11 protein-coding genes are annotated in these 19,446 nt (G+C 73.4%); 6 read left to right on the forward strand and 5 right to left on the reverse strand.

Annotation, left to right across the window (positions count from 1 at the left end):
• Window positions 1-156: 156 nt before the first annotated feature.
• The gene (locus EV385_RS29370) at window positions 157-4,047 is read left to right on the forward strand and encodes a S8 family serine peptidase (RefSeq protein WP_130512403.1); all 3,891 of its coding nucleotides are present in this window, start codon (window positions 157-159) and stop codon (window positions 4,045-4,047) included.
• 94 nt (window positions 4,048-4,141) lie between these two features.
• Here the strand turns inward: EV385_RS29370 and EV385_RS29375 are convergent, their stop codons facing one another.
• Window positions 4,142-4,786, reverse strand: a complete 645-nt coding sequence (locus tag EV385_RS29375; protein ID WP_165449649.1) for a lamin tail domain-containing protein — start codon at window positions 4,784-4,786, stop codon at window positions 4,142-4,144.
• Between the two features lie 190 nt (window positions 4,787-4,976).
• The gene (locus tag EV385_RS29380; protein ID WP_130512405.1) at window positions 4,977-5,210 is read right to left on the reverse strand and encodes a transcriptional regulator; all 234 of its coding nucleotides are present in this window, start codon (window positions 5,208-5,210) and stop codon (window positions 4,977-4,979) included.
• 469 nt (window positions 5,211-5,679) lie between these two features.
• Here EV385_RS29380 and EV385_RS29385 point away from each other — a divergent pair, with 469 nt between their 5' ends.
• The 5 genes from EV385_RS29385 to EV385_RS29405 all read left to right on the forward strand — a co-directional run bounded on the left by EV385_RS29385 (window position 5,680) and on the right by EV385_RS29405 (window position 11,975).
• Window positions 5,680-6,399 carry a LuxR C-terminal-related transcriptional regulator gene (locus EV385_RS29385; RefSeq protein WP_165449650.1) on the forward strand — a complete coding sequence of 240 codons (720 nt, stop codon included), beginning with the start codon at window positions 5,680-5,682 and terminating at the stop codon, window positions 6,397-6,399.
• A 72-nt stretch (window positions 6,400-6,471) separates the two neighbouring features.
• A complete protein-coding gene (locus EV385_RS29390) occupies window positions 6,472-7,974 on the forward strand; it encodes a CehA/McbA family metallohydrolase (RefSeq protein ID WP_130512407.1) in 1,503 nt (500 codons plus the stop codon).
• A 78-nt stretch (window positions 7,975-8,052) separates the two neighbouring features.
• Entirely contained in the window at window positions 8,053-8,823 is a 771-nt protein-coding gene (locus tag EV385_RS29395; protein ID WP_130512408.1) for an electron transfer flavoprotein subunit beta/FixA family protein, read from the forward strand.
• 46 nt (window positions 8,824-8,869) lie between these two features.
• Window positions 8,870-9,832, forward strand: coding sequence for an electron transfer flavoprotein subunit alpha/FixB family protein (locus tag EV385_RS29400; protein ID WP_130512409.1), 963 nt, complete (start codon window positions 8,870-8,872; stop codon window positions 9,830-9,832).
• Window positions 9,833-9,854: 22 nt separating this feature from the next.
• The gene (locus EV385_RS29405) at window positions 9,855-11,975 is read left to right on the forward strand and encodes a (Fe-S)-binding protein (protein ID WP_130512410.1); all 2,121 of its coding nucleotides are present in this window, start codon (window positions 9,855-9,857) and stop codon (window positions 11,973-11,975) included.
• Here EV385_RS29405 and EV385_RS29410 read toward each other — a convergent pair.
• The 3 genes from EV385_RS29410 to EV385_RS29420 form a co-directional block, all read right to left on the reverse strand.
• On the reverse strand, window positions 11,970-13,202 hold the full coding sequence (locus EV385_RS29410; RefSeq protein ID WP_130512411.1) for a hypothetical protein: 1,233 nt from the start codon (window positions 13,200-13,202) through the stop codon (window positions 11,970-11,972). The genes EV385_RS29405 and EV385_RS29410 overlap by 6 nt on opposite strands.
• A 2-nt stretch (window positions 13,203-13,204) precedes the next feature.
• Window positions 13,205-13,729, reverse strand: coding sequence for a SigE family RNA polymerase sigma factor (locus EV385_RS29415; protein WP_130512412.1), 525 nt, complete (start codon window positions 13,727-13,729; stop codon window positions 13,205-13,207).
• An 83-nt stretch (window positions 13,730-13,812) separates the two neighbouring features.
• The gene (locus EV385_RS29420; protein WP_130512413.1) at window positions 13,813-19,293 is read right to left on the reverse strand and encodes an ATP-binding protein; all 5,481 of its coding nucleotides are present in this window, start codon (window positions 19,291-19,293) and stop codon (window positions 13,813-13,815) included.
• Window positions 19,294-19,446: the final 153 nt, after the last annotated feature.

A 19,446-nucleotide genomic window follows, 5' to 3' on the forward strand; every position in this document is an offset into this window, starting at 1 on the left:
GCGCAGCCGTTCCGCAACGCATCGAGGGACCTCATTCTTTTCATGAGTTGTTAGTGGCAGGTTCATAACCCCAGCCCTAGCGGCCCACCCAGCACCGCGTCGTGCGCCACCGGACGTGGTGCTGTTCTTTCGCCACCTGGACGGAAGGACGGTCCGATGAGCTCCAGTCCCACCTCCGGCGGTGCCCACCGCTGGCGCCCCGGGGTCACCGTTGCCACCGTGTTCGTCTGCGTCGGTGCCGCGCTGCCGCCCACCGGCGCGCGGGCCGTACCGGCGGCGGCCGGCCCCCCGGCGCCGTCGCCCGCGACCGTGGACGGTACGCACACCGTCACTCTGCTCACCGGAGACCGCGTTCGCTACCGCGATCTGCCCGACGGCCGGGCGCAGGTCACCGTCCACACCCCGCCCGACCGGCGCGGCGTCACCTACGCCACCATCGCGCGCCGGGCGGCGGCCGGCGGCCCGGCGCTCTACGTCGTCCCGTCGGACGCCGAGCCGCTGATCAGCGCGGGCGCGCTCGACCGGGAGCTGTTCAACGTACGCGGGCTCACCCGGCAAGGGCTGGACGACGACCGCTCGGCCACCCTGCCGGTCATCGCCACCCACCCCCGCCCCGGGGACCTGGCCCCGCTTGCGGCGAACCGCCGGACCCGCGCCCTGCCCGCCCTCGGCGGAGCCGCCTTGCGGGTGAACCGCGACGGCGCCGCGTTCTGGAAGGCGGTCCGACCGCCGGGCACCCGCACGGCCCGGCCCGCTCTGCGCGGCGGCGTCGGCCGGATCTGGCTCGACGCCCGGGTCACCGCCAGCCTGGATCACAGCGTGCCGCAGATCGGCGCCCCCGAGGCGTGGCGGGCCGGATACGACGGCCGGGGCGTGAAGGTCGCCGTGCTCGACAGTGGAGTCGACGCCGGCCATCCGGACCTGCGGGGCAGGATCACCAGCGCGGTGGACTTCACCGGGTCCGGCACCACGGCGGACCGGCTGGGGCACGGCACCCACGTCGCCTCCATCATCGCGGGCAGCGGCGCGGCCTCCGAGGGCCGCTACCGCGGTGTCGCCCCGGGCGCCGACCTGATGATCGGGCGGGTGCTCGACGACGAGGGGTCCGGGCTGGACTCCATGGTGATTGCGGGCATGCAGTGGGCGGCCGACGGTGGGGCCCGGGTGGTCAACATGAGCCTGGGCGGCGACCCCACCGACGGCACGGACCCGTTGAGCGTGGCGGTCGACGAGCTGAGCCGGCGCACCGGCGCGCTGTTCGTGGTGGCCGCCGGCAACGACGGCGCCCCGGTCAGCGTGAACACGCCCGGCGCGGCGCGCGCCGCACTGACCGTCGGCGCCGTGGACCGCGGCGACCACGTGGCCGGCTTCTCCAGCCGGGGCCCGCGACTGGGTGACGGACTGATCAAACCGGAGATCGTGGCGCCGGGCGTGGGCATCGTCGCGGCCCGCGCCGACGGCACGGAACTCGGCGAACCCGTCGGCCACGCGTACACGACGCTGTCCGGCACGTCGATGGCCACCCCGCACGTGGCGGGCGCCGCCGCGATCCTCGCCCAGCGGCGTCCCGCGTGGCGCGCCGACCGGCTCAAGGATGCCCTGGTCAGCAGCGCCGCCCCGGTCGACGGCGGCTGGGCGGCGGTCGGGGCGGGCCGGGTGGACGTGGCCCGGGCGACCCGGCAGGACATCGCCGCCACCGGCGCCCTGCAGGCCGGGGCCGACGGCCCCACCCCGGACTCCGCGCAGTACCCGATCAGCTACGTCAACGACGGCGCCGAACCGCTGCACCTGCACCTGGGCATGACGTTCACCGGCTGGAACGGCGCCCCCGCGCCGGAACTCGGGCGCCTCTCGACGACCGAGCTCACCGTGCCGGCGGGCGGCCAGGCCACCGCCACGGTCACCATCGACCCGGCCGCCGCCAGCGGCGCGTACGGCGGGGCCGTCACGGCGACCGGGAAACAGGTCTCGCTGCGCACCGCGGTCGGCGTCTACCTCGCCCCACCCGCCGCGCGGCTGACCGTACGGATGACCGACCACCACGGCCGCCCCGCACCCTTCGGCACCGTCTACCTGGTCGACGCCGGCCTCGACCCGGCCACCTCCAACGACCCCTTCGCCGCCGCCACCCTCGTCGTCGCGGTGGAGGACGGGACCGGGGAGGCCACGGTGCGGCGCGGCGGGGTGTACACGGCGCTGGCGTCGATGTCCGTCGGCGAGCTGACCGGGCGGCGTACGGATCTGCTGGTGTCGCCGGAAGTCACCGTCACCGGCGACACCGAGATCACGCTGGACGCCCGCAAGGGCCAGCGGCACACGGTCACCACCGGCGAGGCCACCGACGAACTGGCCCGCTCCGTCGAGGTGGTGCGCACCACCGCCGGGGCCCAGATCGGCCTGCTGGCCGCCGTACGCACCGACCCGGACCTGGGCATCTTCGCCACCCCGCAGCCGGCCACGGCCAGGGGCGACCTGGACACCTACGACAAGCGCACGCTGGCCGGCGCGGGGCTGCGCGTGCGCGCGGAGACCGGCGCCACCGCCGTGGACCTGCACCCCCGGTACGACGTGTACCGCACGCCCGCCCGCTGGCCCGGCAGCCGGCAGGCCGACCTGGTGTGGGCCGGCCGGGGGCAGCCTGCCGACCTCGCCGGGCTCGACCTGCGCGGCCGGCTCGCCCTGGTCGCCGTCGCCGTGCCCGGCAACGCCCCGGACCCGGTGGGCGCCGCCGCGCAGGCGGCCACGGCGGCCACCCGGGCGGTGGCCGACGCGGGTGCCGCCGGCATCCTGGCGTACGTCGACCGGACCGGCGCGGTACCGCTGGCCCGGCCCGCCGCGACTCCGGTGCCGCAGCTGTTCCTCGGCTACGCCGAGGGGGCGGCCCTGCGGGCCTGGCTGGCGGACGGGACGGTGCGGATCACGCTGTCCGGCGACGACTCGCCGGACAGCAACTACAACCTGTTCTATCCCGCCGCCGGCGTCCCGGCCGGGCGCGCCGACGTCGCCACCCCGGCCACGCTGGTGATGATCCCCACCCGCTACCACGCCGACCGGACGATGACCTACGAGAAGAACTGGTACGCGTTCGGCCCGCGCAGCCTCAGCGCCGTCCGCGAACGCGTCCAGTTCACGGCGCCGGCCGTCCGGGCCGAGTACGTCGGACCGCCCGACCCCGCCGTGACCTGGATCCGCTGGACCACGCAGAACGAGCAGCCCGCGAACGCCCCGGCGCAGACGACCTCGCTGCTCAGCCGCGATGTCTTCGGCGCCGGCCCCCGATCGCTGCCCGAGGAGCGGTGGTACGAGGGCCCGGTCCTGGAAGGGGAGCCGGTCGGTGGCGCCGACGGCTGCGGCCTGTGCCGTGGCGGGCCCGACGGCGACGTGTTCTTCCCGGCCTGGCACCTGAGCGACTCGACCGGTACGCACACCATCCAGTCGTGGCCGGACTACCGCAGCCGGGTCCAGCTCTTCCGCGACGGCGCCGAGATCCCTCCGCAGGAGACGGCCGGCCTGCCGATGCCGACCTTCCGGCTGCCGTCCGAGCCGGCGGACTACCGGCTGGAGGTCGACGGGCCGACGCCGTCCAGCGTCTCGGTCCGGCCCGTGGCGCACACGACGTCGCGGTGGACGTTCCGCTCCGGGCCGCCGCTGTCGCCGTCGCTGCCCTGCCCGGGCGCGGTGGCGGGCGGCTGCGCCCACCAGCCGCTGATCCAGCTGACCTACCGGCTGGGTCTGGATCCGGGCAACCGGGCACCGGCCGGGCAGGAGTTCGCCTTCGAGGTGCTGGCCCGGCAGCCGCAGGGCGCGCAGAACGGCGGCGCGCCGGCCGGCCTCTGGCTGTGGTCGTCCGCCGACGCCGGGCAGACCTGGCGACCGGCCACCGTCCGCCAGCTCGCGCCGGGCCGCTACCAGATCGGCGTACGCAATCCCGCCGTCGCCGGGCCGGACGGCATGTGGCTCAAGGCGGAGGCGTGGGACAGCGCGGGCAACCGCCTGCAGCAGACGGTGCGCGGCGCGTACGGCCTCGCGGCGGCGCCCTCGCGCTGAGGCGATCGCGGAACGGCCCGGTGGGGGTTCCCACCGGGCCGTACCCATCGGGCGGCAGGGCTGAGACATGGCGCGGCCGCTCGGCATCGGAGAATCAGGAAGAGCTGCTGTTACGCGGCATGGCGGGCGCCACCCGGCGGAAGTCGAACGCGTTGTTGTTGGTGTCCTGGTCGGCCACCCGCAACACGGACTGGTCGGAGAAGTTCGTGGTCTGCGCGGGCGCGGGTGCCGTCTCGGTGCAGATGTTGGTGGCCGAGAAGCCGACCGAGTCCACCCGGGCGCCCATCGGGTTCTCGATGTTGGGTGTGCCGCGCAGCAGCACGCCGCCGGTCCGCGCGATGTTGCCGTTGTAGGTCTGGTCGGGCGGGGTCAGCCGCTCGTAGCCCTGCGCCGCCAGCAGGTAGTACTGGCCGGTCTCGGGCTGCTGCTCCTCGGTGCCGCTCAGGATGGTACCGGCGGGGACCGTCGCCAGCAGGATGTGCTGGCCGGAGTTGCTGCAGGCCCAGACGCTGAAGTTGGAGATGTCCATCGACTGCGGGCCCGTGTTGTGCAGTTCGACGAACTCGTCGGTGACGCCGCCGGGGCCCTGCGTGGAGACCTGGCTGATCACCATGTTGGACGCCGGCGCGGGGGGCACGAGCGGTGCCGCACTGGCGGGCGACACGGTCAGCGCCAGGGCGGCACCCACGGCCAGCGGGAGTGTGCCGAGTGCAGCGATACGCCGGGTGATGAGAGACACGAGTTCCTCCTGGGGTCGACACTGTCCGGTACCCGCCGGTGGTGCGGGTCCGGCCTTTCGAGAACAGATCCTGTCCTCGGGTACGGCGCGGAGAAAGAGTCCGTTTTCTGGCCACCCCGGTTTGTTCGCCCCGCCACGAAACCATCCTGACAATATTGTCATTCACTAATGCTGATTTGAATCGCGGTCGTCAATAGCTTCGGCCGGTCGGCACGCCAGCGATCGTCAGTAGACGCGCCGCCCGGGCCTCGGCGGCCGCCCGGTCCAATTCCTGGCGGGGCAGATCCAGGACCGCGCCGAGCCAGCCCCGCCAATAGGGTCCGGGCACGCGGCCGCCGCTCTCCCAGCGGCTGACCTGGTCCCGGCTGACCGAGCGATTGCCCGAGGCGGCCGCCAGCGCATCCGCGAGTGCCGTCTGGGTCATGGCACGGCGCAACCGGTGCCGCCTGATCAGCCGTCCGATGGGCGGTTCGACATGTCGGGTCACGGGAGTCCTCCAATAGAGCCGAAACGGGACGTTCCATAGTCAACAGCGATGGCAGGGCTGCCACCCGGGCGCGGGACTCCCGGCGCCGCAATGAGCAGGACCTCGGGCGCTGCTGCGTGGCGCCGGGTGTACGAAGGGCGTGCCGCTAACTACACCTTTAGGGGTAGGCGGTTTTCCTGCCCGGAAGATCGCGGGGCCAATCACTCTTGACAGTCCGAAGGCGTATGTGAAAAGACGTCAATCGCACCGGGCTATGTGGACAATCACCCCCGGATGTCGGCAGAATCGACGAAGTCAGGCATGTACCGATCGCGGCACGGTCGTCGAGCGAGAAGGAAGTACAGCCCGGCTGCCAACACCGGATCATGCGCGCCGGGGAAGGCTATCCGTGGGAGTACGAGGTGTCATGCACGAGCTCGACAGGAACGGGCAGGGTCTGTTCGTCTCGCCGCGTCCGGGCCGCACCCGGAACGTCGGATCGATCGACATCCTGGTCGCCGGAGACCACGCCCTGCTGCGCGAGGGCCTGGTGGAGCTGGTCGCGGCCGAGCCCGACTTTCGGGTCGTCGGCCAGGCCGGAAACAGCGTGACCGCCGTCCAGTCGGTGGCCGCCCGGCGCCCCCGGGTCATCCTGCTGGACGTCAAGATGCCCGACCGGCCCGTCTGCGCCACGGTGCGGCAGATCCAGCGGATCTCGCCACGCACCCGGGTCATCGTGCTGGCCATGGACGACGACCTGCGGCTGCTGCAGGACGTGCTCGCGGCCGGTGCCCACGCCGTGCTGGTCCGCTCCGCCAGCCGGCAGGAGCTGGTCGGCGTGATCCGCGCGGTGTGCCACGAGGCCAACAGCGTGCTGGTGGTCTCCCACCGCAACGCCGCCCAGCTGGCCGTGCCGGTCAGCAATCCGTTGAGCCGCCGCGAGCTGCAGGTGCTGGAGCTCGCCGCCCAGGCGCTGAGCAACGCGCAGATCGCCACCCGGCTGTGCATCGTCGAGGGCACCGTGAAGCGCCATCTCACCAACGTCTACACCAAGTTGGGGGCGGTCTCGCGCCTCGACGCGGTCAACAAGGCCAAGGCGGCCCGCCTGTTGCAGCCGTCGTCGCGCACCGGCGCGTTCCTGGGGTAGCTGCCCGGCGGGCAACCGTTTAACATCGAGTTTCATCAATGTAGCGGCGCGTACGCGGAACGGATCCCGCCCATGCCCACGGACCGTGATGAAACCCGACCGACGGCACCGCGCCGCGACGTCCTGCGCCTCGGCGCGGCGATCGCGTTCGGCGGCCTGGCCCCGATGGTGCCCGCGCGGACGGCGCGCGCCGACACCGGCGGCCGCCTCGTGACCACCCGGTTCACCGGGCACTCGCCGGCCGGATTCGACCAGTGGGCGTACGTGCCGTTCGACGTTCCCGCCGGGGTGAACCGCATCTCGGTCAGCCGGTGGTTCCACCCCTTCGTGCTCGTCCCGGGGCTGCTCCAGAACGTCCTGGACATCGGGATCTTCGGCGCCGCCGGGTGGGGAGCCGGTGCCGAGGCGGGGTTCCGGGGGTGGTCCGGCGGGGCGCGCGACTCGTTCACCCTCTCCGCCTCCGACGCCACCCCGGGCTATCTCGCGGGTCCCCTCGACCCCGGCACCTGGGCGGTGGCGCTCGGCCCGATCGTGTGCGACCCGCGCGGCATGGACTGGACGGTCGACGTCACCCTCGAATCCGGCCCGGCCGGTCCGGCGTTCCAGGCGTCCCCGGCCCCGGCCCGCGCCGAGGGCCGGGGCCCCGCCTGGTACCGCGGCGACATGCACCTGCACACCGTCCACTCCGACGGCCAGCGCACCCCGGACCGGCTGGCGGCCGACGCGCGCGCCCGTGGCCTGGACTTCTTCGCCTCCACCGAGCACAACACCCGCGCGGCGAACCAGATCTGGGGGCAGCACGCCACCGACGACCTGCTGATCATCGGCGGCGAGGAGGTCACCACGCGGCACGGTCACTGGCTCGCCCTCGGCCTGAGCGCCGAATGGGTGGACTGGCGTTACGCGCCCGGGCAGGGACTGTTCGAGCGGTACGCCGACGCCGTCCGCGCGCTCGGCGGCATCGCCGTCGCCGCGCATCCCCTCACCCCCGGGCCGGGCGCCCTGTGGGAGTTCGGGTACGACCACGTCGACGGCATCGAGGTCTGGAACGGGCCGTGGACGCTGGACGACGCCGCCGCCGTGCGCATGTGGGACGGTCTGCTGCGGCAGGGGCGCCGGGTGGCCGCCGTCGGCAACAGCGACGCGCACGGTCCCGGCGACGTCGTGGGGCTGCCGCACACCGTCGTGTACGCGCCGGAGCTGTCGCGCGCGGCGATCCTGGCCGCCGTGCGCGCGGGTCGCTCGTACCTGGCCGAGTCGGCCGGCGTCACGCTCGACCTGACCGCCGCGGCCGGGGGCCGGGTCGCCGGGCCGGGCCAGACGTTGGAGACCGGCGCCGGCTCCGTCGAGGTGACGGCCGTCGTGAGTGGAGTGCCCGGCACCACCGTCACCCTGCACACCCGGCACGGTCAGGTCGCCGCCGGGTACATCGCCGGGACCGGCGCCGGCGTGCTGACCTGGCGCACCCGGGGCGCCCGCGCCGGATTCCTGCGGGCCGAGGTGCACCGACCGCAGCCCGGTTCGACCACGCTGACCACCATGGTCGCCCTCAGCAATCCGGTCTGGCTCGCGTGATCAATTTATTGCGATCAATGCGTACGCCGGTAAACTCGCGACAGCGTCGTGCTCTTGATCGGGCGGAGGCCGGCACTGATGCGGATCGTGGTTCTGGTCAAACACGTCCCCTGGACGACACGCGACATGAGCTTCGGCGCCGATCACCTGCTGGACCGCACCGCGCGGCGCGGCCAGCTCGACGAGATCGACGAGTACGCCGTCGACCAGGCGGTGCGCATCGCGCGGCGGCGGCGCGACGTACAGATCACCGCCGTGACGATGGGTCCGGCCCCGGCCGTCGAGGCGCTGCGCAAGGCGTTGATTCTCGGCGCCGACGAGGCGGTCCACGTCGTTGACGGCCGGCTGCGCGGCAGCGACGCGCTCACCACCGCGCGGGTGCTGACGGCCGCCGTGCGCCGGCTCGGGTTCGACCTCGTGCTGTCCGGCGCGGCCTCCTCGGACGCCGGTGCGGCCGCCGTGCCCGCCATGGTCGCCGAGCTGCTCGGCATCCCGGTGCTCTGCTTCGCCGACCTGCTGCGGGTCCGCGAACACCGGGTCGAGATCGGCCGCGACGACGGCGCCGGGCTGCGGGCGTACGTGGCCGCGCTGCCCGCCGTGGTCTCCGTGACCGAGCGCTGCGGCGAGCCACGGCTGCCGTCGCTGGCGGCCACTCTGGACGCCCACCACAAACTGGTCCGCACCTGGTCACTGGCCGACCTCGGCATCGCCGAACGCGGCGCCGACGGCACCGTCGTCCGGGCCGTCCGGGCGCAGCCGGGCGGCACGGCGCACCTCGTGCCCGGCGACGAGCCCACGGTCGCGGCCATCCGGCTGGCGGACTTCCTGGCGGTACACCAGTTCCTGTAGCCGCCGCTTGCGGTAGCCACCGCGCGCAACCCGTGAGGAGGGGCCGATGGGATCGGTGCTGGTGCTGGCGGAGCACACCGCGAGCGACCGCGCCACGTGCGCGCTGCTGACCCTCGCCCGCCGGCTCGGCCCGCCCACGGTGGTGCTGTGCGGTCCCGCCGACCCGGCCGCGGTGGCGATGCTGGGCCGCTTCGGCGCCATCCGGATCGCCACCGTCACCCGCACCGAACTCGACGAGCACCCCGCCGCCGCCCGGGTCGCACTGCTGGCCCAGCTCGTCCGCCGGACGGCGCCCGCCGCCGTCCTGGTCGCCTCGCACCGGCTCGGTCAGGAGGTCGCCGCGCGGCTGACCGCGCGGCTCGGCTCCGGGCTCATCACCGACGCCGTCGACCTGCGGATGGGTGCCGACGGGCCGGTCGCGGTGCAGTCGGTGCTGCTCGGCGCGTACCGCGTGGAGTCCAGCGTGACCCGGGGCACGCCGGTGTTCACCGTACGGACCGACGCGGTCGTGCCGGTGCCGGCGCCGGTGGAGCCGGTGGTCGAGCGGGTCGAGATCCGCTTCCCGCCCGAGGTCCGTGCCGTACGCCGCAGCACCCGGCGGCCGGGCGGTGCCGGGCTGCGGCCGGAGCTGGCCACGGCGGCGATCGTCGTCGCGGGCGGCCGGGGCCTGGGCTCGCAGCAGTCGTTCGGCCTGGTCGGCGCGCTGGCCGAGGCGCTGCGGGGCACCGTCGGCGGGTCGCACACCGCGACCGAGCTCGGCTGGTGCCCACGGCGCCAGCAGATCGACCAGCTGGGCACGATCGTCCATCCCCGCCTGTACCTGGCACTCGGCATCTCGGGCTCGGTCCGGCACCGGGCCGCCATGCAGCACGCGGAGAAGATCGTGGCGATCGACCGGAACCCGGCCGCCCCCATCTTCGACCTGGCCGACCTCGGCGTGGTGGGCGACGTGCACCGGGTGGTGCCCGAGCTGCTGGCCGAGATCGCACGACGCAAGGCCACCCGGTGATCAGCCACAGCGAGGAGACGACGTGACGGTACGACTGGTGCTCGGGCTGACGCTGACCGCGGTCGCGTTCGTGCTGGCCGGGCGGCGGATCCTCACCCTGTACCGGCTGGCCCGCTCCGGGCAGCCGGCCGAACCCGACCGCACCAGCGACCTCGGCACGCGCGGATGGGCGATCGTGACCGAGGTGCTGGGCCAGCGCAAGCTGCTGAAGTGGAGCGTGCCCGGCCTCGCGCACTTCGCGGTGTTCTGGGGATTCGTGATCCTGGGCGCGACGATCGTGGAGGGCTACGGCGCGCTGTTCGACCCGGACTTCCACATTCCGATCATCGGCACGCAGCCCTGGCTCGGCTTCCTCGAAGACCTCTTCACCGTGGCCGTACTCGTGTCGCTGGTCGTGTTCGCGGGGATCCGGCTGCGGCACCGCCCACAGCGGGAGGGGCGGCGGTCGCGGTTCTTCGGGTCCCACCTGGGCGCGGCGTGGCTCGTCCTGTTCATGATCTTCAACGTGATGTGGACGCTGCTGCTCTACCGAGGCGCGCAGGTCAACACCGGCAACTTCCCGTTCCCGCAGGGGGCGTTCGCGTCGGAGGCGGTCGGGCGGCTGCTGGCACCGGCCGGTGAGGCGGCCAACGAGGTACTGGAGACGGTCGGCATCCTCCTCTCGCTCGGCGCCGTGCTGGCGTTCCTCGTGATCGTCGTGCACTCCAAGCACCTGCACATCGGGCTCGCGCCGCTCAACGTGCTGTTCTCCCGGCGACCGCGCGGGCTGGGCCCGCTGCTGCCGGTGTACTCCGGCGGCAAGCCGGTCGACTTCGAGGACCCCGACGAGGACGACAAGATCGGCCGGGGCGCGATCGAGGACTTCACCTGGAAGGGCATGCTGGACTTCGGCTCCTGCACCGAGTGCGGCCGCTGCCAGTCCCAGTGCCCGGCCTGGCACACCGACAAGCCGCTGAACCCCAAGCTGGTCATCATGAGCCTGCGCGATCACGCGCTGGACAAGGCGCCGTACCTGCTGGCCTCCTCGGACGCCGAGCGCGCGAAGCTGCCCGATACCGTCCGGGCGGAGGCGGAGCGGCCGCTGGTCGCGCCGGTGGCCGACGGCGGCGTCATCGACCCCGACGTGTTGTGGTCCTGCGTGACCTGCGGCGCCTGCGTCGAACAGTGCCCGGTCGACATCGAACACGTCGACCACATCGTCGACATGCGGCGCTACCAGGTGCTCATCGAGTCGCAGTTCCCCAAGGAGGCCAACGTCCTGCTGCGCAACCTCGAACGGGCCGGCGACCCGTGGGGCCGGGGCGCGAACGCCCGGCTGGAGTGGACGGCCGGGCTGCCCTTCGAGGTACGCGTCTTCGGCGCCAGCGGCGAGCAGCGGCTCCCGGACGACGTCGAGTACCTGTTCTGGGTGGGCTGCGCGGGCGCGCTGGACGAGAACGCCAAACGCACCACCCGCGCGGTCGCCGAACTGCTGCACGAGGCCGGTGTCGAGTTCATGGTGCTCGGCGACGGCGAGACGTGTACGGGCGACTCCGCCCGCCGCCTCGGCCAGGAACTGCTGTTCCAGGAGCTGGCCCGGCAGAACGTGGACACGCTGAACACCGTCGGGGCACGCAAGATCGTGGTGACGTGCGCGCACTGCTTCAACGCGATCGGCAACGAGTACGCCCAGCTCGGCGGCGACTTCGAGGTGGTGCACCACACGCAGCTGCTGTCCCGGCTGGTGGCGGACGGGCGGCTGCGCCCCGCGCACCCCGTCGACACCGCGGTCACCTACCACGACCCGTGCTACCTCGGGCGGCACAACCGGGTCTTCGAACCGCCCCGCGACGTGCTGGGCAGCGTGCCGGGACTGCGGTTCACCGAGATGGAACGCAGCCGCGAGACGTCGTTCTGCTGCGGTGCGGGCGGGGCCCGGATGTGGATGGAGGAGCCGCTGGGCACCCGGATCAACGAGACCCGCACCGACCAGGCGCTGGAGACCGGCGCCAGCGTGGTCGCGGCGGCCTGCCCGTTCTGCATCAGCATGCTCACCGACGGCGTCGCCACCCGCAAACAGCAGGGCAGGGCGGCCGACGAGGTACGGGTCAGCGACGTGTCCGAACTGCTGCTGCGCTCGGTACGCGGCGACGGGAGATCATGAGCCGTCGTGCAGGCGCACCGCCAGGGCGGCCGGCAGGGGGCCCGCGACCACCTGGGTGACGGCGCCGGTGCGCAGGTCCCAGGCGATCACGCCCTCCTTGTCGGTCTGTGCGAGGACGGTGTCCCGGTCGATCCAGTCGAGCGCACGGCAGCACCCCTTGTACCGGTCCCGGCCGAGGTCCAGCATCCGCTCGACCACGCCGGTGCGGGTGTTCACCACCGCCAGCATCTCGACCCCGTGGTAGGTGCCGCTGATGCCCCACCCGGCCCGCACGACCCGCTCGGCGCCGTCGCCGATGGCGGGGCCGTTCCAGCCCAGCACCCCGTGCTGCGGGCCCAGCCCGGTGTCGTCGACCGGCACGTCGCTGACCGGTTCCGCCCTGCCCGGCGGCCACTGCCTGACGCTGAGCCGGGCCCGCTGGCCTTCCCTGGCCTCTTCGGTCAACTCGGTCACCGGCGCGCCTTCGCTCGCCGGCCAGGCGCTGTCGCCGACCGACAGTCCGGTGGTGGTGGCCGTGGCGGTGCCCGCGGCCCAGTCGACGGCGACCGCGCCCGGACCGCCCTGGCCCACCAGCACGGTCCGGTTGCCCCACCACAGCACCTGCTCGTTGAAGCCGGGCACCGCGATGCGATGGGCCTTCGCCGTGGTCAGGTCGACGACCACCAGCGAGCCGGGTTGGGGCAGGGCGATCCGGCGCCGGTCCGGTGACAGGGCGGAGCCGGTCAGCGGGATGCCATGGTTGCCATGCGCGTCGCTGGCGAGGACCAGGTCGACCACGTCCACGCGGACCCAGGTGCCGTCGGTGCCGAGGGCGTACACCGGCTGCACGGCGCTGCTGCCCTCCGGCCCGTACGGCTGCACCACCGCGACCGCCCGGTCGAGGGGATGCTCGGACAGCTTGCGCGCGTCCGGCGGGGCCATGCCGGTGCTGTTGGCCGGCAGCGGGGCGATCGCACGGCGCGGCAGTGTGCCGGGCATGGGGTGGGCCACCGGCCGCTGCGCCGGCGTCGTCGCGGTCGTCGGTGGGTTCGGCAGGTCGCGGCCGCCGAGCGGCAGCACCGTCGCGGCCGTGACCGCCAGGACGGCCACGGCCGCGCTCGCGCAGACCGTCGCGTACCGGCGGCGGCGCACCCGGCGGGCCTGCGCCCAGGCGGCCTCGGCGAGCGACGGCGCCGCGATCGGTGCCGCGGTCTCCTGCAACAGTTCCGCCAGCCGGTTCTCTCCCATCGTCACTTCTCCCGTCCCGTCCGCGTGATTTCGCCGAGTTCCGGTGCCAGTTCGCGGAGTCGCCGCAGGGCCGCGTTCGCCTGGCTCTTCACGGTGCCGACCGTGACGCCCAGGATCTCCGCGGTGCGCGCCTCGGTGAGATCGTCGAAGTAGCGCAGCACCAGCACCGCGCGCTGTCGCGGGGCCAACCGGAACAGCGCCTGCTCGAGCGCCAGCCGGATCGGCACGTCGTCCGCCGCCCGGTCGCGGCGCGGCGGCTCAGGGACCTGCGCGCTCAGGTGCTCCCGCCGCCACCGCCGCCACCAGGACACCGCGTCGCGGTAGATGACCGTGCGCAGGAACGCCTCGGGCTCGCCGTCGCGGACCTGCCGCCACCGCAGCGCCAGCTTCACCAGCGCACCCTGCAACAGGTCCTCGGCCAGGTGGTGGTCACCGCAGACCAGGTAGGCCGAGCGCAGCAGCCGGTGCTGGCGGGCCTGGACGAAGGCGACGAACTCCGCCCGCTCGTCGCCCGACTCGATTTTCACACCGGTCTAACGCGGGAGGACCGGCGAATGGTTGGCTCTCCTTGCCTAGAACTACGACTTGCCTAGAACTACGACGGAAATGCTCAGCGCTTCATGGCGTGGTCGATGGCCTCGATGATCCGTGGCCGCAGGTCGGCGGTGCTGACGATGGCGTCCACCGAGCCGACCTCGACCGCGCGCTGGATGCTGTGCACCCGGTCGAACTCGGCGGCCACCTCGCCCAGCTTCTCCGCGCGCACCGCCGAATGCGTCTCGGCCAGCCGCGCGTTCAGCGCCGCGCGCTCGGCGCCGCTGGCCGCGCCCACCTGCGCCTGCAGTTCGGTGACTCGCGGGTCGTTCGCGGTGCGGCTGTTCACCTCGCCGGAGAACACCACGGCCGCGGCCGGGGCACCACCCAGCACCGACGCGAACGAGCCTTCGAGGGCCAGCACGGTCATGTTCGGGTTGAGCGCCTTGGAGAACACCACGAACGCGCCGCCGTGGTAGCGGGAGATCACGCAGAACACGATCGGGCCGTCGAAGTTGACGATCGCCCGGCCGATCTCCGCGCCGTACTCCAGCTGCAGCTTGCGCATCGACTCCGGTGAGCCGTCGAACCCGGACAGGTTGGCCAGCACCACCAGCGGCCGGTTGCCCGACGCCGAGTTGATCGCCCGGGCGGTCTTCTTCGACGACAGCGGGAACAGCGTGCCCGCCGTGTAGGTGTCCGGACCGTCGGTGGGCGGGAAGCCGCGCCGGGGCACCGACCGCGACTCGATGCCGATCAGGCAGACCGGCCAGCCACCGATGTGGACGTCCTGCACCGCGGAGGTGTCCGCGTCGGCCATCCCGGCCCAGCGTTCCAGCACCTGGTGATCCTGGTCGGCGAGGGCGCGCATCACCGTACGGATGTCGAAGGGCTTCTTGCGGTCCGGGTTGTGCTCGGCCGAGAAGATCTGCCCGACCGTGGTGAAGTCGCTGCCCGCCACCGCGTGCGGGAACGTGGAGATGTCCCGGTCGGCAGGGTCGTCCGTGGCCGCCCGCCGCGGGCCCGCCTCGCCGGGCACCACGTACGTGTGGTCGTAGTGGGCCATCAGCACGTCGCGGGCGGCGTTCAGGTCGGGTGCCCAGTACTGCGCCTGACCGTTGGGACCCATCACCCGGTCGTAGCCGCCGATGCCGAAGTTGTCCTCCGCCGACACGCCGCCGGAGAAGTCCAGCGACTGCTTGCCGGTGAGCACCATCGCCGAGTCCGGCGTCATCACCAGGATGCCCTTGGTGTGCATCAGCATCGTGGCCTCGGCGTTCCAGTACGGCTGGGCGCCCACGTTGATCCCGGCGACCACGACGTTGATCTCCCCGCCGTCCTGGGTGAACGTGACGATCCGCTTGAGCGCGGCCGCGACCCAGTCCATGTTCTCGGTGCCCGAGTTCATCGAGATCCGCGCGCCCGCCGACAGCGCGAACCACTCCAGCGGGACCCGCATCGACTCCGCCAGGTCCAGCGCGGCGATGACCCGCGCGCACTCCGGCTCGGACAGCGCGCCCAGCGCCTTGGTCGGGTCGCCGAGCAGCACCACGCGGGTGACGCCCTCGGGGTGGCGTACGGTCCGCGTGGTGACCACCCCGGCCACCAGCGCCGCGGTGTTGCGGCCCTTCGGGCGCGTCACCGGCACCAGCGTGCCCTCGTCGCCCAGATCGTGCTCGGTGAACGTGCCGTCCGGCCCGGCCAGCAGGTCCGTCAGCTCGTACGGGTAGACGTTGCCGCGCCGCGCCGCCTGCAGGACCTTCTGCCGGTAGTCGTCTAGCGGGCGCACCGGTTCGGTGGACGGCTCGCCGATGTGCAGCTGCGCGCCGTTGCCGGGATCGAGGGTGACCCGGACCGCGACCTCGGTGAGATCGCCGCCGGGGGTGCGGCGCCGGGCGAGGAACTGGACCTCCTCCAGGCCCGCCCCCGCCGTGGTGGGCAGGATGCGCTGCACCAGCGCCTTCAGGTCGTGGGTCGGCAGCTCCGTCGGCGGCCAGACGTACATCATGATGCGGTTGGTGTCGTACCGCTTGTTCTGCGGGCGCTGCGCCTGGACGTCGCGGATCGCGTCCAGCGCGGCAGCGGCGGTGTTCTCCAGCGCGGGCAGCGCGACCAGCCGGCCGTCGGTGTCGCGCAGCGGCGTGAGGTCGCGGACCTGGGCCATCGCGATGAGCCGCTCGTCGGCCGGGTTGCTGCGGGCGACCGCCTTGAACAGGTAGACCTCCTCGTCGACCGACGGCAGCCGGGTGAGGACGAACTCGGCCAGCCGCTGCAGTTGCAGCCGCCGGGCGATCTGCGGGTGCAGGCCCCGGATCAGCCGGTCCTCCTCCAGCCCGGACCCGCCGGGCCGGAACGTGAAGTGATGGTGGATGACGCCGCTGGTCCCGGCGACCGTGACGGTGATCCGGCGCAGCGCCTGCGTCTGCGGTGCGGAGGCCAGCACCTCGGCCAGCCGGACGGCCGTCGCGTCGGCGTCCGGCTGGTCGTCCCACCGCACGTAGACGTCGGCGACCAGGCCGCGCTCGGTGACACCGGCGGCGAATGTGCCGATCGCCCCGACGGCCCTCGGCAGGGCCTCGACGTCCACCGCGGTGGTGACCACGCGGGTCACACCGCTGGTGCCGGTGTGCTCGGCGGTGACGAACCGGCAGCCCGCGGCGTCGCGCGTGGCGACCTGCGACAGCCCCCGGTTGCCGTAGTAGCGGCGGGTCAGCACCTCCAGCAGCGGCGCGTGGTCGCGCCCGGCCCGGCCGATCCGCTGGCCGATCAGCCGGACCAGCGGCTCGGCGCTGGCCACCATGGCCTGGATCCGCTCGGCGCGGTCGGGGGCGTGCGGGTTCCGGTCGAGGTGGCGCAGGTGGTCGCGGACCTCGACGTAGACCTTGGCCCGGTTGCGGCGCAGCAGCGGCTGGGCGAACCAGCGGAAGACCACGCCACGGGCCAGGTCCGACACGGCGGGGAAGCGCACCTGGGTGGCCTCGATCAGGTGTTCCAGGGTGAGCCCGGCGCGCGCGGCCAGCGGTTCGGGCGGCGTCGGCCCGGCCAGCCACTGCCGCAGCAGCTCGGAGACGATCGCGACGTCGGCCGACACCCGCCGCTGGGCGAGGAAGATGCGGAAGACCGCGTCCTCCAGTTCCGGCGTACGGTCGAGGTCGCTCACCCCGTAGTGCCCGAGCACCTGCCGCAGCCGGGCCTGGAACTCGTCGGTGACCCCGGCCCGCTCGACGTCGAGGCTGCGCAGGTAGCTGTGGAAGTTCTCGCGCGGGCTGTGCACCGGGCTGCCCGGCTCGACCTCGACCTCGCCGGCGGGCTTGTTGCGGCTCAGCTCCAGCAGGTCGGCGAGGACGGTCAGCAGTTCCAGCTCGCCGGGCAGCGGACGGCCGCCCAGCTCGGCCCGGGCCGCCAGGTACCCGGCCAGCACCCGGGTGCGGTCGTGCGGATCGACGTCGTAGCCGAGCAGCAGGCTGCGCAGGTCCTGCAGGCCGCGCTCGACCCGGACGGTGGCGGGCACGTCGGTGCGCTCCGCGGGCAGGTCGAGCTCGACGGCGTCGCCGGACGCGTCGGCGTCCGCGGAAGCCTCGTCGCCGAGCGGCTCCAGCCGCATCAGCGGCGCCCCCGTCTCGACCTGGCTGCCCACCGAGACCGGGCACTCGCGGACCCGGGCGCGGAACGGGGCGCGCAGCACGTTCTCCATCTTCATGCTTTCCAGCACCACGATCGGCGCGCCCGCCTCGACCTCGTCGCCGACCGCCAGCGGCGTCGCGACGACCAGCGCGGGGGCGGGGGAGCGGACCACACCGCCCTCGTCGCGGCTGATCCGGTGGGTGACGCCGTCGACCTCGACCAGGTGTACGGGCCCGTGCGTCGCCGTGATCAGCCGGAACCGGTGCCCGTTGACCGCCAGCTGGCCGCTGTGCTCGTCGAAGCGCTCGATTTCGACGTCGACGGAGCGCACGTCGCCGCCGGCCGAGATGCCGACCCGGAAGCGCTTGCGGCCGACCCGGGCGACCTGGACCCGGTAGCCGACGCCGCGCAGCTTGAGGTCCAGCGGGCGGCCGCTCTCGTGCTGCACCTGCGGGCGCCCGCCGTGTGCGGTCTCCAGCAGGCGATGGCGGCTGACCTCCTCTTCGTCCTGGTACGCCTCGATGGCGGCGGCGGCCAGGGCGATCGCGGAGTGCCGGTGGGTGACCAGGCGGCCCTGGGCGCGGACCCGGTCGATCCAGCCGGTGTCGGCGCTGCCGTCGAGCACCTCGGGCTGGTCGAGCAGGTCGAGCACGAAGCTCTTGTTGGTGGCGCCGCCCTCGATGATCACCGTGGTCTCGGTCATGGCCCGGCGCAGCCGCCCCAGCGCCTCGTCGCGGTCCCGCCCGTACGCAATGATCTTGGCAATCATGGAGTCGAACGCGGCCGGGATGGTGTCGCCCTCCGAGACGCCCGTGTCCACCCGGATGCCCGGCCCGGCGGGCAGCGCCAGCCGCGCGATGCGCCCCGGCGCGGGGGCGAAGTCCCGGTCCGGGTCCTCGGCGTTGAGGCGCGCCTCCACGGCGTGCCCGCTCTCGACCGGCTGCTCACCGGTGAGCCGCCCGCCGGACGCCACGTGCAGTTGCAGCTTGACCAGGTCGGTGCCCGTGGTGATCTCGGTGATCGGGTGTTCGACCTGCAGCCGCGTGTTGACCTCCAGGAACGCGAACAGCTTCTCGGCGGGCTGGTACAGGAACTCCACGGTGCCCGCGCCCCGGTAGTCCACCGCCAGGGCCAGCCGCACGGCCGCCGCCTTCAGCTCGGCCGACTGCTGCGGGGCCAGCACCACCGAGGCCGACTCCTCGATGATCTTCTGGTTGCGCCGCTGCACCGAGCAGTCCCGCACGCCCAGCGCCCAGGCCGTGCCCTGCCCGTCCGCGATGACCTGCACCTCGACGTGGCGGGCGCCGGTGACCAGCCGCTCCAGGAACACCACGCCGGAGCCGAAGGCCCGCAGCGCCTCCTGGCTGGTCCGCTCGTACGCGTCGGTCAGCTCGTCGTGGGAGGCCACCATGCGGATGCCGCGCCCGCCGCCGCCCGCCGTCGCCTTCAGCATCAGCGGGTAGCCGATCTCCTCACCGGCGCGCAGCGCGTCCGCCAGCGTGGCGACCTCGCCGCGGCTCCACGCGGCGACCGGCACCCCGACCTCCTCGGCGATCAGCTTCGCGCCGATCTTGTCGCCGAGCTTGCGCATCGCCTCGGCGCTGGGCCCGACGAAGGTGATCCCGATCCGCTCGCACAGCTCGGCGAACGCCGGGTCCTCGGCGACGAACCCCCAGCCCACCCACGCGGCGTCGGCGCCGGTCTCCACCAGCGCCCGCTCCAGCACGGCGTGATCCAGGTACGGGCGGGCCGAGGCGGGACCGAGCGCGTAGCCGACGTCGGCCTGCCGGACGAAGGTCGCGGAGCGCTCCTCGTCGGTGTAGAGGGCGACCGTCTCGATCCGCGTTCCGGTCTCGGCCGAAAGGTCCCGTACGGCGTGGATGAGCCGCATCGCGGCCTCCCCGCGATTGACGATCGCGACGCGCTTGAACACCGGCTGACTCTCCTCGCAGTGCTGCAACTCCTGGGACGCCGGGGTGCCGGAACGTCGCGGCCCCTTTCTACACCGGGACAGCGCGTTCTGAGACCCCTAATCGCCCCTACGGCCTCCCTCAGACCGTAGGGGTTGGCGGCGAGGCCGCTGAGG

The sequence above is a fragment of the Krasilnikovia cinnamomea genome, assembly GCF_004217545.1.
Lineage (GTDB): Bacteria > Actinomycetota > Actinomycetes > Mycobacteriales > Micromonosporaceae > Actinoplanes > Actinoplanes cinnamomeus.